The sequence below is a fragment of the Luteithermobacter gelatinilyticus genome (assembly GCF_005849285.1).
Classification (GTDB): Bacteria; Pseudomonadota; Alphaproteobacteria; order Sphingomonadales; family Emcibacteraceae; genus Luteithermobacter; species Luteithermobacter gelatinilyticus.
Genome location: NZ_CP040517.1, coordinates 856771 through 882296, shown reverse-complemented (window position 1 = coordinate 882296; position 25526 = coordinate 856771). Strand labels below are relative to the sequence as shown.

The following is a 25526-nucleotide window of genomic DNA, read 5'->3' as shown; positions in this document are numbered from 1 at the left end:
ATGTTTGGTTTCGATAAAATTCAGGGACTTGGTCCCAGAACCCTAAATGAAATAGGTTCTGAAAGGCCCAATCTCGGCCAGAAACTCACTGTCATGACGTCCCTGAAAATCCTGATCGCGATCAAAGAATTCCTTTTTGACGATGCGGGCGCTCAAATCCCGCGCCAGGGAGGAAAACAAGCCCCAGGAGGCCGCATTGTCTTCGGTGATGGTGGTGTGCAACCAGTTCACGGAACGACAGGCCGGGCGCGACAACAACTCCATCAGCATTTTCTTGCCAAGGCCGGTGCCTCGGGCCGTCTCGTCAACCGCCACCTGCCAGACAAAAATGGTATTGCTGGTCCGCGGGGGAATATATCCTGACACAAACCCGACCACCCCGCCGTCATTTTCGGCCACAACACAGGTTTCGGCAAAATGACGACACTGCAACAGATTGCAATACAGGGAATTTTCATCCAGCGGTTCGCACCGACCGATCAGGTCATGCACCGCAACGGCGTCTTCCTGCCGGGGTTCCCGCATTCGATAGTCAGAAAGCATAACGATACAAAGCCCATCCTTTACTTTGAACTTCAAGATAAATTTTGGTATTTATTTAGTATTTCTATATATTTTTTTCAAGCAATTACAGGAATAATTCAGGAATTATTTCGTAAATAATATTATTATTTAAAATTTGATACTCAAATTATTCTTTTTGTGAATTTTGTGAAATAATCCGACCATTTGTATTAACGTTTCTTACAAGACAGGATATGTCACAAAAGATGTCCTTGAGCTTTGCCTAGTCCCATGCCACCTTTCTGGACAAACGACAGAAACCAAGGTGATCAAAAATTATGGATGCCAAAGAAAAAGTCTTAGTTGCCCTGCGCCGGATCATTCGCGCCACGGACCTGCATTCCAAAAGGCTGGCCCGGGAAACCGGCCTGACCCTGCCACAGCTTCTGCTGCTGCAAACGATCCATGAACTTGGTGACGTGACCATCGGCCGTCTGGCGCAGGAAATGAACCTGACCCAGGCCACAGTCACAACCATTGTTGACCGCTTGTCCGCCGCCGACATGGTGTTTCGGGAACGCGACTCCCAGGACAAGCGTAAGGTTCTGGTTCACCTGACAGATAAGGGGCATGCGACACTGACCAAGGCCCCCCCCGCCCTGCAGGATAAATTCAGCACCCAATTTGACCAACTGGAGGACTGGGAACAAAGCTTTATCCTCGCAGCCCTACAACGGGTGGCCCAGATGATGGATGCAGAACGTCTGGACGCCTCGCCGGTTCTGGATGTCGGGGATATCACCCGGGAAGAAAACGACCGGCAGTCCTGAGGGCCCCTCTTCTCAGACGAATTCTTAGTTGATCAACTTGCCAACTCTGTGTATATATCAGCCGCAGATGGTGCCCTTCGGGGTTAAAAGGGAACACGGTACGGAATATATTCTGTGAATTTCCCAAGCCGTGGCTGTGCCCGCAACTGTAATTGGCGAGCTTCTTTTCTTTAAATGTCACTGGACCCTGTCCGGGAAGGCGAAACAGAAGCAATAACCCAAGAGCCAGGAAACCTGCCATCTGGTCGCCCACCTGACCATCGGGACAATGGATCAGGGCGGAACATCCGTATTGGCGACAGGAGTTGCTGGTGCGGAGGGTCGGGTGTTTTCCCAAAATCTCCTCACAAGCGCATGGTTCACAAACAGTCGGTCCTTTTGCGACTGAATGAGGAGTATAATATTATGAGGAAACACCATCTTACGGGACGTACAAGCCTACTGGCCTTTCTCATCACCTTTCACGCCCTTCCGGGTTATGCTGAAAGTGCCGCCGAAAGTGCTTATGTGGCGGACGAGGAAATCGTCGTCACCGCCACCCGGTACGCCCGGCCTCTGTCCGAAGTGGGCAGCAGCATTGAAACACTTGATTCCGATGACCTGACAACCACCCAGACGGTGTTTATTCAGGACGCCTTGCAGACCATCCCTGGTCTTACCCTCAACAGCAATGGCGCCTTTGGCGGAACCTCAAGCCTGCGCATCCGTGGGGCAAGTTCAGATCAAACCGTCGTGCTGATCGACGGCATTCAGATCAATGACGTTTCCAGTCCCGGCGGCGGGTATAATTTCGCCCATCTGGACCCCACTGGCATTGACCGCATTGAGGTTCTCAAAGGCCCACAATCCATCCTGTATGGCTCCGACGCCATTGGTGGGGTAATCAACATTATTACCGCCACGGGCAAACCCGGTCTGGGGGGCGGGTTTTCCGTGGAGGGCGGCTCTTATAACACGCTTCGCAGCAGTGGCAGCCTTTATGGCGGCAATGACAAAATCACCTTTAACCTGTCCCTCAGCGGCATCCGCACGGACGGCATTTCCAAAGCCGATGAAAATGACGGGAACACGGAACAGGACGGCTATTGGAATTACACCCTGCACGGCAAAGTCCGCGCCCGGCTTAATGACACATTTAGCACTGAACTGATCAGCCGCTACACGGACAACCGTAATGAATTTGACCAGGCCGGCCCGATGGATGGTGCCGAAATCGGGTATTCCGAGGAATTTCTGATTGGCGCCAAAGGATATCTGAATTTTGCAGATGATCGATTCCGCAATACCTTTTCTGTCGATTATGCAGAAACCAACCGGGAAAGCATTAGCGAAATCTTTGCACCCTTTGTCGCCGAAGGCACCCGCTTTAATCTGGATTATCTGGGGATTGCGGAACTCACGCGGGCCTTCATTCTCTCTTTCGGCGCCCAACACGAAACAAGTAAAGCGGCAAGCGTGTCAGACAAGTCTTTTGACATCGACAGCCTGTTCAGTGAACTCAGCTGGCAGGGTCTAGAAGGCTTCACACTTACAGCCGGATTACGTTATGATGATCACAGCCAATATGGCGCAACCACGACACCGCGATTTACCGCCTCCTATTACCGCGAAGCCACCGGCACCAAGGTTTTTGCCAACTGGGCCGAAGGCTTCAAGGCGCCCAGCGTGTTCCAGTTGACCTTTGTCTGTACTTTTTGCGGGCTTTCGGCGCCCAATCCCGACCTCAAGCCGGAAGAATCCGAAGGCTGGGAAATCGGCATTGAGCAAGCTTTTCTGCAAGATCGTCTTTTTCTTGCGGCCACGTATTTCCGCCAGGATGTGGACAATATGATCGACTTTTCCTTTACCTCAGGATATGACAACATCAACAGGGTCAGGTCCCAAGGCGTGGAACTGCGGCTGGTCGGGCAGATCACAGACACGCTGAAGATCAGCGGCAACTACACCTATACGGACGCCACAGACCGCAACAGTGGCGAAAAGCTTATCCGCGTGCCCGAACATATGGCTTATGGCCAGATGGACTGGCAGGCTACGGACAGGCTGGGCATCAACCTTGCCGCCACCTATAACGGGGAAGAAAACGACAGAGGCGGCCAAATCATTTCGTCCTGGCTCCGCATTGACCTCAGGGCCCGCTACCGGCTGCAAGATCATATCGAAATCTTCGGCCGGATTGATAACCTGTTTGATAAGGAATATCAGCAGGTTCTGGGTTATGGCACTCCGGACCGGTCTGTCTATGCCGGTATAAGAGGAACATTCTGATGAAAAAGACGGCCTTCCTTATCAGACGCCTGATCTGCCGGATGGCCGTCGTCTTTCTTGGGGGGCTCGGCTGTGGTGCCCAAGCGGAGGACAGCCTGCCCAAGGTCATCTCCCTGGACTATTGCGCAGACCAGTATGTTCTGGCCCTGGCAGAGCGCAGCCAGATTTTGGCCCTGTCAATGGATGCTACCGCCCGTCACAGTTTTTACCGGGAGCGCGCCTTGGGCCTCCCGCAAGTCAGGGCCACAGCGGAAGCTATCCTGAGCCGTGCCCCGGATCAGGTCGTTCGCTACTGGAGCGGCTGGGATATGCTTGACTTTCTCAGGAAAAAGAATATCCGGGTTACTTCCGCAATCTATGGCAGTGATCAGGAAACCCTGATCCGTAATATCCGCGAGGTGGGACAGGCCCTGAATCAGGCGGACCGGGCGGAAAACAAAATCAAGGAACTTAAAGCCCGATTTGACAGGCTGAAAAACCTGCCGCGGCGTAATCTGCGGGCGCTTTACCTGACGCCCAGCGGAGTGACCGCCGGGAAAAATACCTTTGTCAATGACCTGATCAAGCTGGCAGGCTTTGACACCCTTGCCGACGAACTGGATCTTTCGGGCTGGCGCACACTGCCACTGGAAATGCTGGTCAAACATCCGCCAGACATCATTATCGCCAGTTTTTTCGACTTGGATTCCAACCGCCCGTCAAACTGGAGCATCAGCCGCCACAGGGTCATCGGTCGGATGGTTGACCAGATTCCCACCATTTTTGTGCCCGGCCGTTATCTGTCCTGCAACGGCATTTTTGTGGCCGAAGCTGCCGATTATATCACGCGTGAAGCCAACCGTCTCGTTCGGTCCGACGTCCACGCCGTAGAAAAATAAATGCAGAAAAACAAATCATGTTCTCCCCCCTACACGACCTCCTTGTAATTCTGCTCCTTGACGCTTTGATCGGCGATCCACGCTGGCTGTACCGGCGCCTCTCTCATCCGGTGGTTTGGATGGGCAAACTACTAGCTTTTCTAGAGCAGAGGATGAACCGGCCTGATTGCCACAGCTCCAGAAAAAACCGTATTCAGGGCATCATCTGCCTTGCCGTTTATCTTCTGATCCTTACAGTGGGAACTTTCTTGCTGCACAAGGGGATGTATACCTTTTTGCCTGAGGTGGTGGCCGAAGTCCTGCTTCTGGTTCTCGCCAGTACCCTGCTGGCCGCCCGTAGCCTTTATGAACATGTGAAGAAAGTTGCAACGTCTCTCGACCATGAAGATATTCCGGCCGCCAGACAGGCCGTGGCACGCATTGTCGGCCGGGACGTAAGCGCCATGGATTCCTCTGGCTTGATCAAAGCCGCTTTGGAAAGTCTGGCAGAAAATTTTTCCGATGCTGTAATCGCCCCCTGTTTCTGGTATCTGATCGGGGGTGTCCCCGGTCTTGTGGCCTATAAAGCCATCAATACGGCCGACAGCATGGTCGGCCACCGCACTCCCCGCTACCGGCATTTCGGCATGGCTGCTGCCCGCCTTGACGATCTGGTTAACCTGATTCCTGCCCGGCTCAGCGCCCTGCTGATTGTTCTGGCCGGCGGCCTACTTGGCCGGATCAATATGATTGAGGCTGTCCGCCTTGTGAGATGCCAGGCCCCGGCTCATGTCTCCCCCAATGCGGGTTGGCCGGAAGCGGCGCTAGCCTGTGTTTTGTCCCTGCAGCTGGGCGGATCACGGCAATATGGGGGGTATCGGATTGACGGTGCTTATTTCGGCAAAGGCCGACATGAGGCGCTCCCCAAAGATATTGAAACCGGCCTGCGGATTATCGGAATCAGCTGGATCATGCTGGTCTTAGCCCTTTTGATAGGGGGAGCAATATGATACGACACCATCACGGCGGCGATTTGACCCATATCAAAACCCTTTATCCTGCGGCGCCGCGCCCGTGGATCGACCTGTCTACAGGGATCAGTCCCTATCCCTATCCATGGCTGGAAAAACTTGACCCCGCCTGGATCCGCCAGGCTGCCGGACGACTGCCTTCAGAAAAAGATATCGAGCACTGCAAGAACGCCTATGCGGCCTATCTTTCGCCCCGCTTATCCCCGGATCAGCTGGTTCTGGCGCCGGGTTCACAGTATCTGATTGAAACCCTGCCCGGCCTTTTTCCAAAAAACGAGGTTTTCATCGCGACCCCCACCTATTCAGAACATGCCCGCTGCTGGCGCCGGGCAGGGCACCGGGTGGTGAACATCCCTTATGGTGTGAACGCCATCCATGATACGACTCTTTTAGAAAACCTGCCGCCCGGAAAAGTTCTTATCCTGACCCATCCCAACAATCCCGACGGCCGGTGTATTGACCCGCCAACCTTATACAACCTTGTGCGGGACTATAGTCAACGGGGCGGCACCGTTATCATTGACGAAGCGTTTGCGGATACGACGCCGGCAGTCAGCCTGCTGCACTATAACATACTGGACAACGTCGTGGTTTTGCGGTCAGCCGGCAAATTTTCCGGCCTTGCCGGGCTGCGGCTGGGCGCGGCGGTCTGCACCCAATACCTTGCCCGCAAACTCAAGACGCACCAGGGGATGTGGACGATTTCCACGCTTTCCCTTCTGGTGTTTACTCGATTATTTGAGGACGCTATATGGATTGACGAGAACCGTCGCCGACTGAAATGGAATATGACTCGCCTGAGAAAGCTCCTCGAAAAATATGGTTTCGCTGTTCGGGGCGGAACATCCCTGTTTTGCTTGACAGAAGGCCGGGATATGTGTGCCAAAGCCGATATACTGGCCCAGGCCGGCATTTATGTGCGCCGTTTCACCGAACGGGATCACTGGCTGCGTTTTGGCCTGCCACCTAATGACTCCGCCTGGCACCGCCTAGAAAATACATTGGAAAGGATATTTCATGACTTCAGATCATGATCAAACGCTCAATGAAGTCCATAAACAGCATATGAAACAACAGCAGGCGGCTCACCGCAACCGCATGAAACAGAAAAAGAAAACCGATCGCGGTCTGCTTCTGGTGCATACCGGTCATGGCAAGGGCAAGTCCACGGCCGCCTTCGGGACAGTTGCTCGTGCGCTGGGCTGGGGCTGGAAAGTGGGTATCGTTCAGTTTATCAAGGGCAAGTGGAAAACCGGAGAAAAACAGTTTTTTTCCCGTTTTGACGAGCAGGTAACTCTGCGCATCATGGGCGAAGGTTTTACCTGGGACACTCAGAACCGGGAACAGGATATACGGGCAGCGCACGCGGCCTGGAGTGTTGGTGTGGAAATGATGACAAGCGGCGCCTATCAGCTGGTGGTGCTGGATGAACTGAACATTGTGCTGCGCTACAATTATCTGCCCCATGACGAGGTGATAGCCGCCCTTCTTAATCGTCACCCTCTCTGCAACGTTATTGCGACCGGACGGGATGCTCCTGCGACGCTATTGGCAGCGGCGGATCAGGTAACGGAAATGAAAAATATCAAACACCCCTTTGAAGCAGGTATAAAACCTGTACGCGGCATTGATTTCTGACTCCCTCTCAGATCTGAGATACATCTGGATTTTTCGTTTCCCCAAAATCTGAAGGACCAGAATCTGTTTTTTCGGAATCTGGTTTTGTGGCCTTTTCTTTGGTGCTTCTCACCTTATTGGGAACGGCAGTTCTGTTGAGCGATAACAACTGCCACGCCCCACCACGTCCTGTTCCCGTCTGATGCAGCATCTCACATAGGGATAGGGGCTGCATCCCCAAAGACAAGGCCCGTTCCGGATCAAGCCCCAGAGCCTGACCGACAAACGCCCTAATCGTGCCGGCATGGGCCACAATCACATATTTCTCTGGCATATAATGATCGCAATGGGCCTGCGCCGTATGTTCGGTAATAAAATCTCCTACACGCTGCCAGACATCGAGAAAGCTTTCCCCGCCGGGCGGACGGGTGTCTGCGGCAAGCAAGGACCAGTTATGCGCCGGCAGATCTTCGATAATTGACCATAACTGATGAAAATCAAGACCCTGCCAATCTCCGAAATCCTGTTCTCCCAGGCGCGTATCCTCCCAGATGGGCAGGCGTAAAGAAAGACTTTTCTGCAAAGCCTGTGCCGTCTCTACCGCCCGCCGCCGCGGACTGGCCCACCAATTGGCATCGCGCGGCAGATGGGCCGCAAGCCAGTCCAGGGAAAGCCGGTCGCTCACATCCGCCGGCATGTCCGCCTCTTTGTATAACGCCCCGTGATGCCCGGCCACCGGGGCGTGGCGGATCAGGTACCAGTATGTCAAATGCGGTTCCGTCACGGGATAACCTCCCCATAGGAAATCAGGGTCAGCAAAACCAGAATCTCCGCCACCTGCTGCACCGCCCCCAGAACATCACCGGTATAGCCAGCGATCTGCCGCCTGGCGATCTCCGCCATCAGTCCTGCACCGACCCCCGCCGCCAGAACAGCGGCCAGAAACGCCGAGACCGGCAGCAGAAGGAGGCCGCTCCCTGCAGCAATCATTACGGCCATCAGCAAACGGCCCGATGTCGGTCGTCCCGCAACTGTCCCCATGCCGCCCTCATAGGCCGGTGGCATCAGCCGCAGGACCACTACAATCATCAGCCGGCTGAAACAGCCCGCCACCAGAAGCGCTGTGCCGGCTGCAAGCGGTGTAAAAGCCGACAGGGCCCCCGCCCTCAATCCCAGGGACAGGACCACTGCCACGGTGCCATATGTGCCAATACGGCTGTCTTTCATAATTTCCAGTTTGCGCGCCTTGTCCTGCCCGCCGCCAAACCCGTCCGCCACATCCGCCAATCCGTCTTCATGAAAGGCGCCGGTCCCCAGAACCATCGCCAACAGTGCCAGCAACGCTGCAACCAAAGGCGGTAATGACACAGCAGAGGCCCCAAGAAAGACGGCCGCCCCCAACCCCGAAATCACCAACCCCACAACCGGATATGCCCAGAGCGCACGATTCAGATCGGGGGGCGAGTCGGATATTCTGTGCCAGGGCACCGGGATACGGGTCAGCAGCATAAGGGCTGCGGCCACATCCTCCCCCACCATGCGTAGATCCGCTTTCACACCAGCGGTTCTGTTCGGGGTATCAGTCATTTTCGGCCTCCTCCCGGGAGACCCGGGCCTCGTCAAAACTGGCCATACCCGCATAGGTCGCCAAGGCCGCCCTCAGAATCATCAGGGCAATAGCCGCCCCGCTGGCTTCCCCTAGACGCAGATCAAGGTGCAAGATCGGTTCTTTGTTCAGGGCTTCGGCCAGATGCCGGTGCCCCGGTTCAGCTGACAGGTGCGACAATAGGGTATGGTCCAGACTGTCCGGGGTAACGCGAGTCAGAACCGCCGCCGCAGCCGTGGAAATGAACCCGTCCAGCAGGACCGGTATGCGCCGGTGACGGGCGGCAATAACGGCCCCGGCGATAGCCGCAAGCTCCCGTCCGCCCAAACAGCGTAACAGATCAAAGGTTTCCAGTTCATGCCCGTTATGTCGCCTAACGGCTTCTGCTACGACCCGGGCCTTGTGGCGCAGTCTTTCTCCTTTAAGTCCCGTGCCTGGCCCCACCCAGTCCTCAGCCTGTCCACCGAATAAAGACAACGACAAAGCCGCCGCCGCAGTGGTATTGCCAATGCCCATCTCCCCCAACAACAGACAGTCGGCGGTTACCGGTACAGTCGCGGCCCCGGCGTTGAGCGCGGCGCAAACCTCCGCTTCAGTCATGGCGGCTTCGCAGGTAAAATCCCGGGTCGGCTGGTCCAGTTCCAGCGCAATCACCTGCAACGAGGCTTCTGCCAATTGGCACAGCTGATTGATCGCCGCCCCACCTTCTTCAAAATTACGCACCATCTGCCGGGTCACTTCCGCCGGATAGGCCGATATGCCTTGCGCCACCACCCCATGGTTACCGGCAAACACCAGACAGGACACCTTTTCCAGCCGGGGCATGCGGCGCGCCTGCCAGCCCGCCAGAAAAACCGACAGATCTTCCAGCTTTCCAAGCGCCCCGCGAGGTTTGGTCAGACTATCCTGACGCGCCCGGGCAAACGCGCAAGCATCCCGATCCGGGCCCGGCAGGTCCCTCAGGGCGGCCTCAAAGTCCGCTCTTTCCCTGAATTCTACCTGGCAGGTCATGTCATCAGTTCCGTGATCAGGGCTTTGCCATTCTTTTTGACTGGAAGCGGCAGACCGGCCACCATATAAACCACATGATCCGCCAGGGCTGCCACAGTCTGATTCAGGCGGCCGGCCTCATCCCGAAACTGCCGGGCCAGATCATTTTCCGGCACAATACCCAACCCCACTTCATTGGCAACCAGGACAACCCGGCCCTGCGCCCGTTCCAGAGCGCCGCACAGACGTTCTGTTTCAACCCCAACAGACAGGTCCCGCTCCATAAGGTTGCTGAGCCATAAAGTGAGGCAATCCACCAAAATAGGATATTCCGGCGCCGAAAACCGATCAATCTGGGCCGCGATGTCCACAGGCTCTTCCAGCGTGGTCCAGTTTTTGCCCCGTGTCTCGCGATGGCGGTCAATGCGGGCACGCATTTCCTCATCTCTGATTTCCGCTGTCGCCAGATAAATCGGGCTGGTCGCTGCCGCCAGGGCAAGCTGTTCCCCAAAACGGCTTTTTCCCGATCTGGCTCCCCCCAGAACCAGTGTGATGCCGTCAAAGGCTTTGTGATATTCCATACTGCTTCCTTCTGTTCGCGCATGCCGTCCACACTTTCCACCACGGCATACGGATTAAGTCCATTGTATAACAGCCATATCTAATAGAAAAGTGGGCTGACATAGCTTCCATCCCCTGATTCTGTCGTGAAATACCGTAAGATATTATGAACGAGGCCTTTTGAGGGATCTTTTTTGCCATGACATAGAGTGAATTTGCGCCATTGATGACCGCGTCATTTGCCATGTTAGGGATAGCCTGCGCCATCACGACCTCCCGAAGCCCCCTTCCGTCGCTCCCGCGCAGGCGGGGGCCCAGAGCGGATGTCAACACGATCATCGGCGGTGGTAAATCTCCGTCGGGGAAAATGTGGACAGGGAAAATGGGGACAGTATACTATTTATAATTTTATTTACTCTTTTACTCTGTTCTCAATTAAATAGTATACTGTCCCCATTTTTTCCCATTTTTTGGTGGGACAGAATTATGAAACTACAAAGGCCGGGATTTTCCCGGCCTTTGTCTTTTATTCTGTTTTGGCAAGGCTTATTGCTCTTCTTCCTCATCAAAGCTCACAGCCACATGGGAATAACTGCCCCGGCGATAAACCTTGAGCAGGATAGATTTACGGCCCATGGCGCGCAGCTCTTCGATCCGCTTGCGGGCCTCTTCCACGGTGCTGACCTCGACCTGGGTGATTTCCACAATCACATCACCCCGCCGCAGGCCCCGTTCGGACGACGGGCTGTAACGCTCCACATGGGTGATCACCACGCCCTGGAAATCCTCATCCAGGTTCAGCGCCTCGCGCGTTTCCCTGTCCAGATTCTCAAGCGTCATACCCAACAGGCTTTTTTCCGGTCCCTGGTCTTTTTTCTTGTCCAGTTTGGACGGCACAGCCACTTCATCGTCTTCCTTCAGTTCGGCAATGGTGACTTTCAGGGTTTTTATCTTACCCTTGCGCAGCACCTTGACTTTAACAGTCTTGCCGATTTCCGTATCGGCAACAAGGCGTGGCAGCTCCCGCATTTCCTCAACATCCTTGCCATCAAATTCAAGGATGATATCCCCGGATTCAATACCGGCATCATCGGCCGGGCTGCCGTTATTGACAGTAGAAACCAAAGCTCCCCGGGCCTCATCAAGCCCCAGGCTTTCGGCAATTTCCTCGGTCACCGCCTGAATGGTGACCCCAAGCCAGCCCCGACGCACATGGCCATATTCGAGGATCTGGTCGATCACCCGTTTGGCCTGGCTGGACGGAACAGCAAACCCAATACCAATATTGCCGCCGGAGGGGGAATAAATGGCCGTGTTGATACCAATCACCTCCCCATCCATATTGAACATCGGGCCACCGGAATTCCCCCGGTTAATGGAAGCATCGGTTTGCAGGTAATCGTCATAGGGACCGCTGTTGATATCCCGGTTGCGGGCGGAAATGATCCCTGCGGTGACCGTGCCGCCAAGACCATAGGGATTGCCAATCGCCACAACCCAGTCACCAACCCGGGATTTGGTGTCATCCCCAAAGGTGACATAAGGCAGGGGTTTTTTGGCCTTGACCCGGAGCACCGCCAGATCAACCTTAGTGTCCTTGCCCACAATTTCGGCATCATATTCGGTGCCGTCATGCATGCGGACGGAAACCTCGTCCGCATCTTCGATCACATGATTGTTGGTGACAATAATACCCTCTGAGGAAATAATGAATCCTGAGCCCAAGGACATACGCTGCCGGGTTCGCGGGCGGCGGCCGTCCTCGTCCCCATTATTGCGATCCTCGAACCGTTTGAAGAACTCCTCAAAAGGCGACCCCGGCGGGAATCCCGGAAACCCCCGGTCCCGGTCAATATTTATGGTCTGTTTGGTATAGACATTGACCACGGCCGGGAGCAGTTTCTCTGCCAAATCCGCAAAGGATGCCGGAGCTTCTTTGGCAAAAACTGTCGCGGGGATCGCCGCGGCAGTAAGAACCACCACCAGCGCCCCCATAAAAATATGTCTGATTGAACTCATGCCTTTTCCTGATATCTTTCCACTTGATGACTTATTGCTGTTTATGGACTGTGGCCCAAGGCGCTGTCCTGTTTTTTCGCCCAAAAGGTACACGACGCTCTCCTTGCCTTTCCCTGTTCCCCACACCGAACCCTTTTGAGGGCCTATGAAACGATTCTATTACAAAATAAGAAGGAAATAAGGTTCTGCAAACTGATTGGTCGCGTTTTTCCTTTATTTCATCGCATAAATAATCCCGATGCCCAGGATAACAGCCACGAGTCCGCTGATCCGCAAGGACATTTCCGAAAGCTCCAGGGCCGCCCGCATCATCCGGCGCATCTGTTCGGGAAAGAGGGCATACAGAATGCCCTCAATCACCAAAACCAACCCTAGCGCCATCAGCAAGTCATTCATGACGGGGGCTATTTTCCGTCCTTGTTGCCAAAATACCGGAAAAACTCGCTGTCCGGTGACAGAACCATCGTGGTATCCCCTTTATTGATGGCTTCCCGATAAGCCTGCAAAGACCGGTAAAATTCGTAAAACTCCGGGTCTTTGTTGAAGGCTTCGGCAAAGGTGCGTGCGGCTATGGCATCGCCCTGCCCACGCATCTTCTGCGACTCTCTTTCGGCTTCCGCTAACAGAATGGTCCGTTCCTTTTCCGCCGAAGAGCGGATCCGCACCGCTTCTTCTTCACCAAGGGCCCGGGCTTCACGGGCTTCACGCTCCCGCTCGGCTTCCATACGCTGGAAAATATTCTGGCTGTTCTGAATCGGCAGATCGGTACGGCGAATGCGGACATCAACAATTTCGACCCCAAGCTCCTCCGCCTCATCCGCCACGCTTTTCAGGATTTCCTGGCGCATTTCATCACGCTCGCCGCTCAGAATCGTGCTGAATTTCATGCGGCCCAAAACCTCGCGCATGTTGGAATTGATAATCGTAGACAGGCGCAGTTCCGCCCCCATGATATTCCGCACGGTCTGATAAACTTTCAGCGGATCCAGAATCCGGTATTCGGTAAAGGCATCCACGATGATCCGTTTCTGGTCCTCGGTAATGACTTCCTGTTCCGGCGTATCCAGAAGCAGGATACGTTTATCCAGATAAATCACATTTTGCAGGAAGGGGGTTTTGAAATGCAGGCCGGCTTCCTGTTCCGTATGAACCGGGTTCCCGAACTGCAATACCAGCGCCTGTTCAGTTTCCTTCACCGTGTAGACGGACGCCCCCCCGACAATCGCGGCCAGCCCCAGAATAACCAGTACGGACAATGATCCAAATTTGCTCATCTCAGTTCTCCACCTTCCCGTTACTGCTTATTCTTCAGTTCCGGCAACGGCAGATAAGGGATGACTCCACCTTCCTTTTCCACCAGAACCTTGTCAATTTTGCTGAGAATTTCTTCCATGGTCTCAAGATACATACGTTTGCGCGTCACATCCTTGGCCTTTTTATATTCTTCGTAGATCGACAGAAAACGGGCCGCTTCCCCTTCCGCCTTGGCGATCACCTGCGCGTGGTACGCTTCGGCTTCCTGCAACATCTTGGCCGCTTCACCACGGGCGCGGGGAACGATGTCATTTTTATAGGCTTCGGCCTGATTGACGGCTTTTTCCCGGTCCGCCTCGGCCCGTTGTACTTCACGGAATGCTTCAATAACCTGGGCCGGCGGATCCACTTTGGTCAGTTTCACGCGGGTAATCTGCACCCCGGCATCATATCTGTCCAGAATGTTCTGAATAGAGTCCTGGGCCCGCTGCTCGATATCCGCCCGTCCAGCCGTCAAGGCTTTTTGAATGGGAGTCTGGGCAATAATGTCCCGCACCGCACTCTGGGCCACGGAGCGGATGGTGTGGTTCTGATTTTCCACATTAAAAAGAAACTTGGCCGGATCAGAAATCCGCCAGAGCACGGAGAAATCCACATCCACGATGTTCTCATCCCCGGTCAGCATCTGACGTTCTTTGCCCAAATCGGTCGTGGTGCGCCGTGCCTGAACATTGCTGCCAGCCGGAACCCCAATATCAATCTGGTTAATTTCCGTTACCTTGGGTTTGTACACCGTCTCGATCGGAGCCGGCAGATGATAATGCAGTCCCGGCGCCGTGGTGTCCACCCATTTGCCAAACCGCAGAACAACACCCGCTTCATTGGGATTGACCTTGTAAATGCCAGTGGCCAGCCATCCCGCCACGATTAGCAGAGCAATCAGGTAAAACCCTTTTCCGCCCCCCCCGGAAAAAATAGACCGGAACTTATCCTGCCCCTTGCGCAGAAGATCATCAATATTTGGCGGCTCCTGCCCGCCGCCACGACGAGGCCCCTGTCCCCAGGGTCCACGATCTCCTCCACCGCCATTATTCTGCCAGGGCATTCAAACCTCCTTGACTAAATCCAATATATCCCATCACCTAAGCTCATTTTCGGCACAATTCGCCCCTGCTCATTTTACTCACCGGCGATATCATGCCTTATTACGGGGAAAGTTCGACTTTCCCTTTTAAAAATGCTCTTCTAGCCTTATATGCTATGCAGTGTTCCGTTTCAATGACATCAGCAATAAACTTGCGGCACGGAACAGCGTACCAGTTTTAGGCTCAAGCTGTATCGCCTCGTTTCTGACGACGCAAAAAGCTATTTATAGGTAAGACCTCTATGTTCAATATCAAGAAAAAACGAAACAAAATCAGCCAAGAAGCCCTGCTTGAGAAACTGCGCACCGTTGTGCATCCCGATAAAGGGAAGGATCTTGTCTCCCTGGGGCTGGTGCAGGGGCTGCGGTTGGAAAACGGTCACGTCTATTTTGCCCTGGAAATTGATCCAGCGGAAGCCAACCTGATGGAAGACCTTCGTCGCGAGGCGGACAGGGTCCTGCTGACCCTGAAAGGGGTTGAAAAAGTCACGTCCGTCTTGACAGCAGAACGTTCGCCGGCAGCCGCTGCTGCCGCTCCCCGGCCGCAGAAGCCTGCCCAAAAGCCCCCCCAACACCGACCAATGCCCCATGCCGGCACCCCCGGACCGGCTCTGCCGGTTCCCGGCGTCAAACACGTCATTGCCGTGGCCAGCGGCAAGGGTGGCGTGGGGAAATCCACAACTTCGGTCAATCTGGCCCTGGCTTTTCAAAAGCTGGGCTTGAAGGCCGGCATTTTCGATATTGACATCTACGGCCCTTCCATTCCGCGCCTGCTCGGGGCGGATGATGCCCGCCCCGAAAATCTGGGCGGGGGCAAGATCACACCGGTCTTCCGGCACGGTCTGGCCAGCATGTCCATCGGCTACCTTCTGGAAAAGGATACCGCCACTATCTGGCGCGGTCCGATGGTGATGGGCGCCATCCAACAGATGTTGCGGGATGTGAAATGGGACTTGGAGGGCGACCTGGATGTACTGATTGTAGACCTGCCGCCGGGAACCGGAGATGCGCAGCTCACGCTGGTGCAGACTGTACAACTGGACGGGGCCGTCATTGTGTCCACCCCGCAGGATATTGCGCTTATCGACGCCCGCAAGGGATTGGACATGTTCCGGAAAACCAACATCCGGGTGTTCGGGCTGATTGAAAATATGAGTTATTTCCTGTGTCCGCATTGCGGGGAGCGCAGCGACATATTCGGCCATGGCGGCGGGCGGAACACAGCCAAAGAAAAGGGCATGACCTTTCTCGGGGAAATTCCGTTACACATGGACATCCGTGAAACATCGGACGCCGGCACCCCCCTTGTGGCCCATACCCCTGACAGTCCCCACAGTCAGGCCTATCTGAACATCGCCCGTCACATCATGGAGCAGCTTTCATGACCCAATCGCCTTCTGACGACGCTTTGCGCGACCTTCTGAGCCGCAGCAAAGTCATTGCGCTGGTCGGGGCCAGCCACAATCCCGAACGCGCCAGCAACCGGGTGCTGAAATTCCTGATTGATCAGGGATATGAAGTGTATCCCGTCAATCCGGGACTGGCCGGACAGGACCTGTATGGGCGCAAGGTGGTCGCCCGTCTCGCGGACATTAAGGTGCCCGTCGACATCGTCGATATTTTCCGCAATTCCAGGGACGCCGCCACTGCTGTGGACGAGGCCATTGACATCGGTGCCAAAGCCGTATGGATGCAGTTGGGCGTGATCAATGAGACCGCCGCGGAAAAGGCCCGCGCCAGGGGGCTCACGGTCGTCATGGACCGCTGTCCAAAAATCGAGATTCCCCGTCTGGGCCTGTTGAAACACCTGATCTGATCCTGATCTGATATAGTGTGCTTTGCACACTGATGAGTGCGTCATCCCCCCTGTCTCAGGGTTTTAGAGTAAATTGAGCCAACCTATGCACAATTCACTCCAAGAGAGAGGATCAGGCGCCGGCCCCCATATTGGCCAGCCGCGGCGGCGGATAATACGTTTCCGCTGCGCTGTACAGCCTCAGGCGTTCGTGGGGGAAGACGATAATCATGTCGGTGCCATCCCCTGGCGCACTGTCAATGGTTAGCCGGGCGTTGTGCAATTCAAGATAGGCCTTCACAATGGATAATCCCAGGCCACTGCCTTCCTGGGACCGGTTAAGATCGCTTTCAACCTGAAAAAATGGTCGCAACACGGCTTCCTGATGCGCCTCTGAAATCCCAATTCCCTGATCGCTGACAACAATCTGCAAATCCCCGGACGGCAGCAATTGGATCTTAAGTGTCACCGTTGTAAAATCAGGGGAAAATTTAATGGCGTTATTGACCAGGTTAAGCAGAATCTGGCGAATCATGGTCGGGTCGCCCCAAAGACAGGGCAAGCCGTCCTGAAGATTCAGCACGATGTTGATGTTTTTGTGCTGGGCTGCTGAAATCAACATCCGCCGGACCTGAACCACAAGCTCATAAATGTCACAGTCCGTTTCATGAAGTTCCATCTGGCCCGCTTCAATTTTGCTCATGTCGAGAATGGCATTGATTACCCCCAAAAGATGAGTGCCGCTATTATGGACAATATCAATATATTCCCGATATTCCTGTTGCGGGACCCGGCCATAGATTTCCCGCTGCATCATTTCCGTAAACCCGATAATGGCATTCAGCGGCGTGCGTAATTCATGGTTCATGTTGGCAAGAAAAGCGGATTTGCTTTTATTGGCCTCGATGGCAACAGTTTTGGCTTTCTGCAATTCCTCCGCGCGTTTTTTACTGCGTTCCACACTGGCCTGTAAAAGGGATATGGCCGTTCCCACCCCCAGATATTCCCTGCCGCGACAGATGATGAACCCCTTGAGCAGCGCATGAGGAGCATCGTAGGCCAACATGTTGCTCAGAAAGTCAATGCTGTTGGAGGCGTCCACAATCAGTGGCGAGTCATTGGCGAGAAGATGAATGGGCCTGCGTCCATAAAGCGCAAATCCGAACCGATCCGCCAGCGCCAGCATCATATCTGTACGGTGCACAAGGCCCACCGGTTTCCCGTTTTCCAAAACAGCTATCGCCAGCAAATCAGGATCATCCTGGAACAGGCGATACACCTCCTCACAAGAGGTGGCGGGAGAGACCACGGGAACATCTATGGCCAGCTGCTCCACTCTGTCATCAACGAATTTTGTCATATGGCGCGGATACCCGTGAAAATGACACACCCACTACGGCATTGTTATGTAATTGTTTACTTGTAGCCGTATCATTTGCGAAGTTTTGTTAACAACATGTTACGTTCACAAAAACTTCATATTACTTTTTTCAAAAGTATCAAAAGCCAGCGGTATCAGCGCCTTGGGCCAGACTCCCCGTGAATTTTCAGGTTCCCCGTGAATTTCCGGATTTCCTGTGAATTTCCAGGCCCCCGTCAAGTTTTGTCTCAGAGGCGATCCAGGACAATAAAACTGTAATCGCAGCTGTCTTTTTCACCCGCCTTGCACTCTTTCCGGCTGCGTTCTATCCACTCCCGGGGGTCAATTTCGGGGAAATAGGCATCTCCTTCCGGTTCCGCCTCCACCCGGGTCAGATACAGCCGGTCCGCCAGCGGCAGCGTCAGTTCATAGATCTCCGCTCCCCCTATCACCATGACTTCGTCAATGCCCTTGGCCTCGGCCAGGTTCGTCGCCACCTCAAGCGCCATGTCCAGATCATGGGCCACAATCACCCCTTCCGGCGCAAAGGCGGTGTTCCGGGTGATCACAATATTGGGACGGCCCGGCAGTGGCCCGCCGATGGACTGGAACGTCTTGCGTCCCATGATCACCGGCTTGCCGAGTGTCTGTTCCTTGAAATATTTCAGGTCCGAGGGAATATGCCAGGGCATGGCATTGTCTTTGCCAATCACCCGGTTGCGGGCCATGGCGACAATCAGGCTGACCCGCACCATCAGACCGCCACCTCCGCCTTGATATGGGGATGGGCTTGATACCCCCGAAGCTCAAAATCCTCATATCTGAACTTGAAAATGTCCTTCACCTCCGGGTTCAGCCTCATTTCCGGCAGCGGCAGCGGCTCGCGGCGCAATTGCAGGTCCACCTGCTCCAGATGATTCAGATACAGATGCACATCCCCGAAAGTATGAATGAATTCACCGGGTTTGTACCCGGTCACCTGGGCCAGCATCAGAGTTAGTAAGGCGTAGGAGGCAATATTAAAAGGCACCCCCAGAAACACATCCGCGCTGCGCTGGTAGAGCTGGCAGGACAGTTTCCCGTTCGCCACATAAAACTGAAACAGACAGTGACATGGAGGCAATGCCATGTGTTCAATATCCGCCACATTCCAGGCGCTCACAATCAGCCGCCGGGAATCCGGCGAGGTGCGAAGCATATCCACCAGATTTGCAATCTGATCAATGGTCCCACCATCACGCGCCGGCCAGGATCGCCACTGGTGTCCGTAAACCGGTCCCAGATCACCGTTTTCATCGGCCCATTCGTCCCAGATGCTGACCCCGTTCTCTTTCAGATAACGGATATTGGTCTCCCCCGAAAGAAACCACAAAAGCTCGTGAATGATGGATTTGAGATGCAGTTTTTTGGTGGTCAGAAGAGGAAACCCCTGTTCCAGGTCAAACCTCATCTGATAGCCGAAACAGCTGATGGTGCCAACGCCTGTACGATCCTGTTTTTTAACGCCGGTGTCCCTGACATGGCGCATCAGATCCAAATATTGTTTCATGTCGTCCTTTTTTGAGCCAATTGAACCAATTTGAACAGAAAGGTGCCCAAGAGTCATGGCATAAAAAAAATCACATGGCTATTTAAATTTTAACCACTCATGCCTATATTAGGGGGGTCGACAGAGTCGACTATGGCGATAAACGAATATATGAAATAAGCGTATCGGACCCGGGGGCGGTACCCGGCGCCTCCACCATAAGAATAACGCCACGGGGTATAAGCGCCGCAAAAGCGGCCAGAAATACCACCAGAAATACCAGACGAAAAAATTGTCGTGATTGTATTTTGAGGGCGTATTTTTATGATGGGGGCGAAATTAGGATCGACGAGCGTGGTAAAGATATATTCTTCGCCCAGTATGACACCGCTGTGATGGGTCATCTAAAATAAATGCTAACGATAACGAAGCATTTGCTGTAGCCGCTTAATATAGCATCGCTACGCGGGGTTCGGAGGGCACCTAGCAACAGAAGCCCTTCACTTTAAACAGTCATCATTCCGTCCCGGCAGACATTTCCCCAGCGACATGCACCTGCGATATACAGACAGACAAATGTGGCCCCCCACATTACACGGAAGTGACGTGAATCGCAGGCGTGAAAGGCGAATGTGAATTACGGACTCGCACAACGGGCGGTTTGCCGTTATAAACTGGAAAAAAATCGAGTCGTCTCCTGACGAAGGTTAAAGATGAGGAAAAGGGCAAGGAAGTCACAATGAGTGATACAGTGATCCAGTATGATCAGATGGTCCAGAACGCCCTGCTGTCCGTGGTGCGCGATATTCTGACGGATACCGCCAAATTCGGACTGCCGGGCAATCATCATTTTTATATCACGTTTCGGACCGATTATCCTGATGTGAAAATCCCGGCCTACCTCAAGGAAAAATATCCCGAAGAAATGACCATCGTGCTTCAGAATCAGTTCTGGGACCTGAAGACAGACGAGGATCATTTTGAAATTTCCCTGAGCTTTAACAGAAAACGCGAACATCTCAGCGTGCCGTTTTCCGCGCTGATCGGTTTTTTCGACCCCAGCGTCGATTTCGGTCTGCATTTCCATAGCAACGAACTGGAAGATGATGAGGCGGAAATGGGCAGTGAGGAGACGGGGATGACGCCCCCTACCCCCACAAGCCAAATACCATCCGCCCAGAGCACGGAAGATGCGGCCAAAGAACAACCGCGCACGGACAAGAAAAAAACCGATGAGAGCGCCACGGACAACGTGGTCACGCTGGACAGTTTCCGCAAAAAATAACTTTGGGATCAGACCCATGTCTCCCGCCACATCTCCTCCTCTCCATCCACCGCGTCGCAAGGAACAGGATTCTTTCGGCACGCTGGATATCCCTGAGGGGTGTTACTGGGGGGCGCAAACCCAAAGATCCCTGATGAATTTTCCCATCGGCGCAGAACGCCTTCCTGCGCCCCTGATCCGCGCCCTGGGTCTTGTCAAAAAAGCAGCCGCAGAGGCCAATCTTGAGCTTGGGGTTCTGGATAAAAAACGGGCCGGAGCCATAATTCAGGCCGCTGAAGAAGTCATCGACAACAAACAGGACGACCAGTTCCCGCTGGTCGTCTGGCAGACCGGGTCCGGCACCCAGAGCAATATGAACGCCAATGAGGTCATCGCCAACCGGGCCATTGAGATTCTGGGAGGAAAAATCGGCAGCAAAACGCCGGTCCATCCCAACGATCACGTCAACCGGTCCCAATCCTCCAATGACACCTTTCCCACGGCCATGCATATTGCCGCTGCGGAAGAATTGCATCATGCGCTGTTTCCGGCCCTGGACGAAATGCAGCGGCTCCTTGATCAACAGGCGACGGACTGGCAACACATTCTCAAAATCGGCCGCACCCACCTACAGGATGCCACGCCGCTAACCCTAGGTCAGGAATTTTCCGGTTACGCCAGCCAGATCCGCCACAACCGGCAACGACTGGAAGCGACCCTGCCGCGCCTCTATCAGCTGGCCCAGGGGGGCACCGCCGTAGGCACCGGCGTAAACAGCCCTGAAGGATTTGCAGAAAAGGTTGCAGAAAAAATCGCCGCCCTCACTGGCCTGCCCTTTGTCACGGCCCCCAACAAGTTTGAAGCGCTCGCCAGCCATGACACACTGGTGGAACTGTCCGGCGCCCTGAATGTTCTGGCCGTAAGCCTGATGAAAATCGCCAATGATATCCGCCTGATGGGCTCGGGGCCGCGCTGCGGGCTCGGTGAGATTATCCTGCCAGCCAATGAGCCGGGATCGTCGATCATGCCGGGCAAGGTCAACCCGACCCAGGCCGAAGCCCTGACCATGGTGGCGGCTCAGGTCATGGGCCATCATACAACCGTCACCATCGCCGGCAGTCAGGGACATCTGGAACTTAACGTCTTTAAACCGGTGATCGCCTATAACGTGCTGCATGCCTTGCGCCTGCTCAGCGACGGCATTAACAGCTTTACCCAACGATGCCTCGCGGGCCTGACCCCCCGCACGGAGCGCCTGGAGGAACTGGTGAACAACAGCTTGATGCTGGTTACTGCCCTTGCCCCGGCCATAGGATATGACAAGGCCACTGAGATCGCCAAAAAAGCCTATCAGGAGGGCACCAGTCTGAAACAGGCAGCCCTGGCGTTGGGATATGTGGAGGAAGAGGAATTTGACCGCCTTGTCCGGCCGGAGACCATGTTAGGTCCGCATTCGCTCTGAAATATTTGCAGCAAGCTTACGGCTTACACGTTATGGTGTTGAAATCCCAGAACCAGCCCCGTATATAAGCCCTAGAGTGAATTGTGATGAGAATCACGCCAGAATGAACTTACGGGGACGGAAATCATGCGCTGGCGAATGGAAGATGTTTGCTGGGACAGGTTTGAGTCATCAAAACTTGATCCGGGTATCCTGAAAGCTGTAAAAACAGCCGCTCTTGTTGAGGCCAACAGTGCCGATTATGTGACGTATCTGGAACGGGTCTTTGCGGGCGATCCGGAAGTCTGCGCCGCCATAGAACAATGGGGCATTGAAGAAAAACAGCACGGCCTGGCGCTGGGCAAATGGGCGGAGCTGGCTGATCCTTCCTTTGACTTTGAAAAAAGCTTGGATCATTTTCGCAAGGCCTACCAGATCCCTCTGGATGTGGACCAGTCCGTCAGAGGCTCCCGCGAGGGCGAACTGATCGCGCGCTGCGTTGTAGAATCCGGCACCTCATCGTTCTATTCCGCCCTGAAAGAGGCCACGGACGAACCCTGTCTGAAAGACATCTGCGCTAAAATCGCCCGGGATGAGTTTTTTCATTATCAGCTGTTTCACCGCTATATCGACCGGTTTGCCGGGGACAATCCCCTGCCCCTGATGGCGCGGCTGAAAATTGCCTTGGGCCGGGTTTCGGAGGCCGAGGACGAAGAACTGGCACAGGCCTATTACAGCGCCAATATCGCCTATGCTGATCCTGCCCCCGAAATGACGCTGGAAGACTGTACCCGGGATTATTTCAAAACCACCTTCAGCCTGTACCGTTTTCACCATATCCGCAATGCCGGGCGCATGATCCTTCGGGCCGCCGGGCTTAACCCGGAAAGCCGTCTGTCTCGGCTGGGGATTCGGCTGGCCTGGTTTTTCGTTAAATGGAAGACCCGGGGACTTCAACAAAAACAGGCTTTTACCTGACATTTTTGTCCTTGCCGCTTCTCCTTCGTCCTTGCCGTGAAGGCGGCAATCCAGTTTATAAATAAAACGTCTCGCCGGTTTTGGGGAGTTTTTAGCGGACTCTGGGCTCCCGCCTGCGCGGGAGCGACGCAAGAAGCTTCGGGGCAATTGACGCAGGCTCTCCCTAAAACAGGGCAGGTGAGCGGTCATCCATGCGCAAACACTCAGATATGAATTATAATGCGATGGGCTCTCAAGAAAAAAAGCAAGGCGTTGACCTTGCTCATCTCTTCAGTACACAAAACGTAAGATATATTTTTATCACCTCTGGTGAATTATTTTAGCGCTATCCATGATAGCTTACTGCCTGACTACCTGTCATATTGCCCTGCCGTCATATCCCTGTCTGAACCTTTGGATCATCTGGAACATTTGGCAATAACAAGCCTTCGGCATATACCATAAATACCGTCTTTTCCAAAGTTAAAAACCGATCCCCGGGATATTTTTTAACCTTAAAAGATCATTTTCTGACATCAGTCCCAAAATGGCACATTTTCAGGCATCAAACAGCATGCTTTGCCCCCTCCCCCAGCAACCAGGCGTTTTCTTTCATAAGCCATCGTCAGGGGCGATGACTGTCAAATTAAATGAAAAATACGGCACCTGAAAAATTATACTCTTGATGAGTCCTGGCATGTCCCCCTGACTTGTCCTGATGAGTCTCGATCTTCAATTCTGCGATGAAGAGGCTTTTCAGCACTTTATCCCTGTCGCCCGTCTGCAAGTGAAATAAAACTTGGCCCTGACAGACAAAATCGCTAGTAAATAGGACAAAATGACCAGTCTTGACCGAGGAAAGCACTTCATGACCGATCTGAATTATACTGATATGTTCCCCACTCGCCCTGATGACACGCCTTACCGGAAAATCACTTCCGAGCATGTCACCGTTAAGGAGCTGGGGGGGAAGGAAATTCTATGTGTCGACGACGAAGGCCTTCGTCTGCTGGCACGGGAGGCCATGCGCGACATCGCCCATCTGCTGCGGCCCGGCCATTTGCAGCAATTGGCAAATATTCTCAAAGACCCGGAAGCTTCCGATAATGATCGTTTTGTTGCCACGGAGCTTCTGAAAAACGCCAATGTAGCCGCCGGCATGACCCTGCCCAGCTGTCAGGACACGGGAACAGCCATCGTGATCGGCAAAAAAGGCCAGTATGTCTGGACTGAAGGAGATGACGGCAACGCCCTCACCCAGGGCGTCGTCGATACCTATACCGGGACCAATCTGCGCTATTCCCAGCTGGCTCCCATCAGCATGTTTGAAGAACAAAACACCCGGAACAACGCCCCGGCCCAAATCGAGCTCTATACCACCCCGGGCAATGAATATCATTTCCTGTTCATGGCCAAAGGCGGGGGCAGCGCCAACAAAACCTTCCTGTATCAACAAACCCCGGCAGTCCTGCGCGAAGACCGACTGATGGAATTTCTCGAAGCCCAGATCAAGACGCTGGGCACGGCCGCTTGCCCACCTTATCATCTGGCGGTGGTGATCGGGGGCTTAAGCGCCGAGCAGAATCTGAAAACTGTGAAACTTGCCTCTGCCCGCTATCTGGACACGCTACCGACCCGCGGTAACGGGTTCGGCCATGCCATCCGGGTGCCGGAACTGGAAGAAAAAATTCACAAGATGACCCAGAATTACGGTATTGGCGCCCAGTTTGGCGGCAAATATTTCTGTCATGATGTGCGGGTAATACGCCTGCCACGGCATGGCGCCTCCGTGCCAATTGGCATTGGCGTGTCCTGTTCGGCAGACCGTCAGGCCAAGGCCAAGATCACCAAAGACGGTATTTTCATCGAACAGCTTGAAACCAATCCGGCTAAATATCTGCCGGACGTCACCCATGAGGACCTGGACGGCGAAGTGGTCAAGGTGGACCTTAATCGCCCCATGTCAGAAATTCTGGCCCAGTTGAGCCAGTATCCGATCAAAACCCGGCTCAGCCTGACGGGGACCATCGTGGTGGCGCGGGACCTGGCCCATGCCGCGATTTTGAAGAAACTGGAGGCCGGTGAACCCATGCCCGACTATATGAAAAACCACATCATTTATTATGCGGGCCCGGCCAAAACACCGGAAGGCTATGCCTCAGGATCCTTTGGGCCAACCACCGCAGGGCGCATGGACTCTTACGTGGACACGTTCCAGGAAAAAGGTGGCAGCATGATCATGCTGGCCAAAGGCAACCGCAGCCAGCAGGTCACAGAGGCCTGCAAGAAACACGGCGGCTTCTATCTTGGCTCCATCGGTGGGCCTGCTGCCATCCTGGCCCAGAACAACATCACCAAGGTCGAAGTGCTGGACTTTGAGGAGTTTGGCATGGAAGCCGTCTGGAGAATCGAGGTCAAGGATTTTCCGGCGTTTATCGTGGTCGATGACAAAGGCAACGATTTCTTCAAGAATATCTGAGAACGGGCCTGTCAGGAGATA

The 25526-nt window shown here is 54.2% G+C and carries 24 protein-coding genes, 1 other RNA gene and 1 riboswitch; of the genes, 13 read left to right on the top strand and 12 right to left on the bottom strand.

The features are described from left to right. Positions 1 to 42: 42 nt before the first annotated feature. Complete coding sequence (ectA, locus tag FE788_RS03995; protein WP_138379427.1) at positions 43 to 543, bottom strand: diaminobutyrate acetyltransferase; 501 nt, start codon at positions 541 to 543, stop codon at positions 43 to 45. A gap of 299 nt (positions 544 to 842) precedes the next feature. On the opposite strand from ectA, the gene FE788_RS03990 reads away from it, so the two are divergent. The 6 genes from FE788_RS03990 (at position 843) to cobO (ending at position 7128) form a co-directional block, all read left to right on the top strand. Beyond that, the gene (locus FE788_RS03990; protein WP_138379426.1) at positions 843 to 1334 is read left to right on the top strand and encodes a MarR family winged helix-turn-helix transcriptional regulator; all 492 of its coding nucleotides are present in this window, start codon (positions 843 to 845) and stop codon (positions 1332 to 1334) included. A gap of 51 nt (positions 1335 to 1385) precedes the next feature. Further along, positions 1386 to 1590: riboswitch (cobalamin riboswitch) on the top strand. 149 nt (positions 1591 to 1739) lie between these two features. Continuing rightward, the gene (locus FE788_RS03985) at positions 1740 to 3602 is read left to right on the top strand and encodes a TonB-dependent receptor plug domain-containing protein (protein ID WP_168190257.1); all 1863 of its coding nucleotides are present in this window, start codon (positions 1740 to 1742) and stop codon (positions 3600 to 3602) included. Then, positions 3602 to 4480 (top strand): ABC transporter substrate-binding protein, encoded by an 879-nt coding sequence (locus FE788_RS03980; RefSeq protein ID WP_138379424.1) that lies wholly within the window; start codon positions 3602 to 3604, stop codon positions 4478 to 4480. The genes FE788_RS03985 and FE788_RS03980 overlap by 1 nt, the downstream gene beginning before the upstream one ends. A 17-nt stretch (positions 4481 to 4497) precedes the next feature. Beyond that, positions 4498 to 5469 (top strand): adenosylcobinamide-phosphate synthase CbiB, encoded by a 972-nt coding sequence (gene cbiB, locus FE788_RS03975; RefSeq protein WP_138379423.1) that lies wholly within the window; start codon positions 4498 to 4500, stop codon positions 5467 to 5469. Continuing rightward, on the top strand, positions 5466 to 6524 hold the full coding sequence (locus FE788_RS03970) for a threonine-phosphate decarboxylase (protein ID WP_138379422.1): 1059 nt from the start codon (positions 5466 to 5468) through the stop codon (positions 6522 to 6524). The genes cbiB and FE788_RS03970 overlap by 4 nt, the downstream gene beginning before the upstream one ends. Further along, positions 6508 to 7128 carry a cob(I)yrinic acid a,c-diamide adenosyltransferase gene (gene cobO / locus FE788_RS03965; RefSeq protein WP_138379421.1) on the top strand — a complete coding sequence of 207 codons (621 nt, stop codon included), beginning with the start codon at positions 6508 to 6510 and terminating at the stop codon, positions 7126 to 7128. Before FE788_RS03970 ends, cobO begins: the two co-directional genes overlap by 17 nt. Positions 7129 to 7135: 7 nt before the next feature. Here cobO and FE788_RS03960 read toward each other — a convergent pair whose 3' ends face one another. From FE788_RS03960 to hflK, 8 genes are all read right to left on the bottom strand, one after another. After that, the gene (locus FE788_RS03960; protein WP_138379420.1) at positions 7136 to 7891 is read right to left on the bottom strand and encodes a histidine phosphatase family protein; all 756 of its coding nucleotides are present in this window, start codon (positions 7889 to 7891) and stop codon (positions 7136 to 7138) included. Further along, the gene (gene cobS, locus FE788_RS03955; RefSeq protein ID WP_210414129.1) at positions 7888 to 8694 is read right to left on the bottom strand and encodes an adenosylcobinamide-GDP ribazoletransferase; all 807 of its coding nucleotides are present in this window, start codon (positions 8692 to 8694) and stop codon (positions 7888 to 7890) included. The genes FE788_RS03960 and cobS overlap by 4 nt, the downstream gene beginning before the upstream one ends. Beyond that, entirely contained in the window at positions 8687 to 9724 is a 1038-nt protein-coding gene (cobT, locus tag FE788_RS03950) for a nicotinate-nucleotide--dimethylbenzimidazole phosphoribosyltransferase (protein WP_138379419.1), read from the bottom strand. The genes cobS and cobT overlap by 8 nt, the downstream gene beginning before the upstream one ends. Further along, complete coding sequence (gene cobU, locus FE788_RS03945; protein WP_138379418.1) at positions 9721 to 10284, bottom strand: bifunctional adenosylcobinamide kinase/adenosylcobinamide-phosphate guanylyltransferase; 564 nt, start codon at positions 10282 to 10284, stop codon at positions 9721 to 9723. The genes cobT and cobU overlap by 4 nt, the downstream gene beginning before the upstream one ends. 526 nt (positions 10285 to 10810) lie before the next feature. Then, positions 10811 to 12283 carry a DegQ family serine endoprotease gene (locus tag FE788_RS03940; protein WP_138379417.1) on the bottom strand — a complete coding sequence of 491 codons (1473 nt, stop codon included), beginning with the start codon at positions 12281 to 12283 and terminating at the stop codon, positions 10811 to 10813. Positions 12284 to 12496: 213 nt separating this feature from the next. Then, entirely contained in the window at positions 12497 to 12679 is a 183-nt protein-coding gene (locus FE788_RS03935; RefSeq protein ID WP_138379416.1) for a DUF2065 domain-containing protein, read from the bottom strand. Positions 12680 to 12687: 8 nt separating this feature from the next. Continuing rightward, positions 12688 to 13557, bottom strand: coding sequence for a protease modulator HflC (hflC, locus tag FE788_RS03930; protein ID WP_138379415.1), 870 nt, complete (start codon positions 13555 to 13557; stop codon positions 12688 to 12690). 20 nt (positions 13558 to 13577) lie between these two features. Beyond that, positions 13578 to 14642 carry an FtsH protease activity modulator HflK gene (gene hflK / locus FE788_RS03925; RefSeq protein WP_138379414.1) on the bottom strand — a complete coding sequence of 355 codons (1065 nt, stop codon included), beginning with the start codon at positions 14640 to 14642 and terminating at the stop codon, positions 13578 to 13580. A 281-nt stretch (positions 14643 to 14923) separates the two neighbouring features. Here hflK and FE788_RS03920 point away from each other — a divergent pair, with 281 nt between their 5' ends. Together FE788_RS03920 and FE788_RS03915 are read left to right on the top strand one after the other, a co-directional pair. Beyond that, positions 14924 to 16066: an Mrp/NBP35 family ATP-binding protein gene (locus FE788_RS03920; protein ID WP_138379413.1), complete on the top strand. Its 1143-nt coding sequence runs from the start codon at positions 14924 to 14926 to the stop codon at positions 16064 to 16066. Then, positions 16063 to 16497, top strand: a complete 435-nt coding sequence (locus tag FE788_RS03915; protein WP_138379412.1) for a CoA-binding protein — start codon at positions 16063 to 16065, stop codon at positions 16495 to 16497. Before FE788_RS03920 ends, FE788_RS03915 begins: the two co-directional genes overlap by 4 nt. A 112-nt stretch (positions 16498 to 16609) precedes the next feature. Here FE788_RS03915 and FE788_RS03910 read toward each other — a convergent pair whose 3' ends face one another. From FE788_RS03910 to FE788_RS03900, 3 genes are all read right to left on the bottom strand, one after another. Next, positions 16610 to 17836 (bottom strand): ATP-binding protein, encoded by a 1227-nt coding sequence (locus tag FE788_RS03910; RefSeq protein WP_138379411.1) that lies wholly within the window; start codon positions 17834 to 17836, stop codon positions 16610 to 16612. A 248-nt stretch (positions 17837 to 18084) separates the two neighbouring features. Next, a complete protein-coding gene (gene folA / locus FE788_RS03905) occupies positions 18085 to 18591 on the bottom strand; it encodes a type 3 dihydrofolate reductase (RefSeq protein ID WP_138379410.1) in 507 nt (168 codons plus the stop codon). Further along, positions 18591 to 19385 carry a thymidylate synthase gene (locus FE788_RS03900; protein WP_138379409.1) on the bottom strand — a complete coding sequence of 265 codons (795 nt, stop codon included), beginning with the start codon at positions 19383 to 19385 and terminating at the stop codon, positions 18591 to 18593. Before FE788_RS03900 ends, folA begins: the two co-directional genes overlap by 1 nt. A 77-nt stretch (positions 19386 to 19462) precedes the next feature. Here FE788_RS03900 and ssrA point away from each other — a divergent pair. From ssrA to FE788_RS03875, 5 genes are all read left to right on the top strand, one after another. Next, positions 19463 to 19869, top strand: a transfer-messenger RNA (tmRNA) gene (gene ssrA / locus FE788_RS03895). A 234-nt stretch (positions 19870 to 20103) separates the two neighbouring features. After that, entirely contained in the window at positions 20104 to 20649 is a 546-nt protein-coding gene (locus FE788_RS03890; RefSeq protein WP_138379408.1) for an SspB family protein, read from the top strand. A gap of 16 nt (positions 20650 to 20665) precedes the next feature. Next, complete coding sequence (fumC, locus tag FE788_RS03885; RefSeq protein WP_138379407.1) at positions 20666 to 22090, top strand: class II fumarate hydratase; 1425 nt, start codon at positions 20666 to 20668, stop codon at positions 22088 to 22090. 126 nt (positions 22091 to 22216) lie between these two features. Continuing rightward, complete coding sequence (locus FE788_RS03880) at positions 22217 to 23047, top strand: ferritin-like domain-containing protein (RefSeq protein ID WP_138379406.1); 831 nt, start codon at positions 22217 to 22219, stop codon at positions 23045 to 23047. A gap of 847 nt (positions 23048 to 23894) precedes the next feature. Continuing rightward, positions 23895 to 25505 carry a fumarate hydratase gene (locus tag FE788_RS03875; RefSeq protein ID WP_138379405.1) on the top strand — a complete coding sequence of 537 codons (1611 nt, stop codon included), beginning with the start codon at positions 23895 to 23897 and terminating at the stop codon, positions 25503 to 25505. The last annotated feature ends 21 nt before the right edge of the window (positions 25506 to 25526 follow it).

What these genes read in the sequence shown, in the direction of transcription:
- hflC (WP_138379415.1), bottom strand. Translation starts at nt 13,557, where the DNA reads ATGAGCAAATTTGGATCATTGTCCGTACTGGTTATTCTGGGGCTGGCC.
- FE788_RS03980 (WP_138379424.1), top strand. Translation starts at nt 3,602, where the DNA reads ATGAAAAAGACGGCCTTCCTTATCAGACGCCTGATCTGCCGGATGGCC.
- cobU (WP_138379418.1), bottom strand. Translation starts at nt 10,284, where the DNA reads ATGGAATATCACAAAGCCTTTGACGGCATCACACTGGTTCTGGGGGGA.
- FE788_RS03970 (WP_138379422.1), top strand. Translation starts at nt 5,466, where the DNA reads ATGATACGACACCATCACGGCGGCGATTTGACCCATATCAAAACCCTT.
- FE788_RS03875 (WP_138379405.1), top strand. Translation starts at nt 23,895, where the DNA reads ATGACCGATCTGAATTATACTGATATGTTCCCCACTCGCCCTGATGAC.
- cobS (WP_210414129.1), bottom strand. Translation starts at nt 8,694, where the DNA reads ATGACTGATACCCCGAACAGAACCGCTGGTGTGAAAGCGGATCTACGC.
- FE788_RS03890 (WP_138379408.1), top strand. Translation starts at nt 20,104, where the DNA reads ATGAGTGATACAGTGATCCAGTATGATCAGATGGTCCAGAACGCCCTG.
- FE788_RS03935 (WP_138379416.1), bottom strand. Translation starts at nt 12,679, where the DNA reads ATGAATGACTTGCTGATGGCGCTAGGGTTGGTTTTGGTGATTGAGGGC.
- FE788_RS03915 (WP_138379412.1), top strand. Translation starts at nt 16,063, where the DNA reads ATGACCCAATCGCCTTCTGACGACGCTTTGCGCGACCTTCTGAGCCGC.
- FE788_RS03990 (WP_138379426.1), top strand. Translation starts at nt 843, where the DNA reads ATGGATGCCAAAGAAAAAGTCTTAGTTGCCCTGCGCCGGATCATTCGC.
- FE788_RS03940 (WP_138379417.1), bottom strand. Translation starts at nt 12,283, where the DNA reads ATGAGTTCAATCAGACATATTTTTATGGGGGCGCTGGTGGTGGTTCTT.
- hflK (WP_138379414.1), bottom strand. Translation starts at nt 14,642, where the DNA reads ATGCCCTGGCAGAATAATGGCGGTGGAGGAGATCGTGGACCCTGGGGA.
- ectA (WP_138379427.1), bottom strand. Translation starts at nt 543, where the DNA reads ATGCTTTCTGACTATCGAATGCGGGAACCCCGGCAGGAAGACGCCGTT.
- folA (WP_138379410.1), bottom strand. Translation starts at nt 18,591, where the DNA reads ATGGTGCGGGTCAGCCTGATTGTCGCCATGGCCCGCAACCGGGTGATT.
- FE788_RS03880 (WP_138379406.1), top strand. Translation starts at nt 22,217, where the DNA reads ATGCGCTGGCGAATGGAAGATGTTTGCTGGGACAGGTTTGAGTCATCA.
- cbiB (WP_138379423.1), top strand. Translation starts at nt 4,498, where the DNA reads ATGTTCTCCCCCCTACACGACCTCCTTGTAATTCTGCTCCTTGACGCT.
- FE788_RS03910 (WP_138379411.1), bottom strand. Translation starts at nt 17,836, where the DNA reads ATGACAAAATTCGTTGATGACAGAGTGGAGCAGCTGGCCATAGATGTT.
- cobT (WP_138379419.1), bottom strand. Translation starts at nt 9,724, where the DNA reads ATGACCTGCCAGGTAGAATTCAGGGAAAGAGCGGACTTTGAGGCCGCC.
- cobO (WP_138379421.1), top strand. Translation starts at nt 6,508, where the DNA reads ATGACTTCAGATCATGATCAAACGCTCAATGAAGTCCATAAACAGCAT.
- FE788_RS03920 (WP_138379413.1), top strand. Translation starts at nt 14,924, where the DNA reads ATGTTCAATATCAAGAAAAAACGAAACAAAATCAGCCAAGAAGCCCTG.
- FE788_RS03985 (WP_168190257.1), top strand. Translation starts at nt 1,740, where the DNA reads ATGAGGAAACACCATCTTACGGGACGTACAAGCCTACTGGCCTTTCTC.
- fumC (WP_138379407.1), top strand. Translation starts at nt 20,666, where the DNA reads ATGTCTCCCGCCACATCTCCTCCTCTCCATCCACCGCGTCGCAAGGAA.
- FE788_RS03900 (WP_138379409.1), bottom strand. Translation starts at nt 19,385, where the DNA reads ATGAAACAATATTTGGATCTGATGCGCCATGTCAGGGACACCGGCGTT.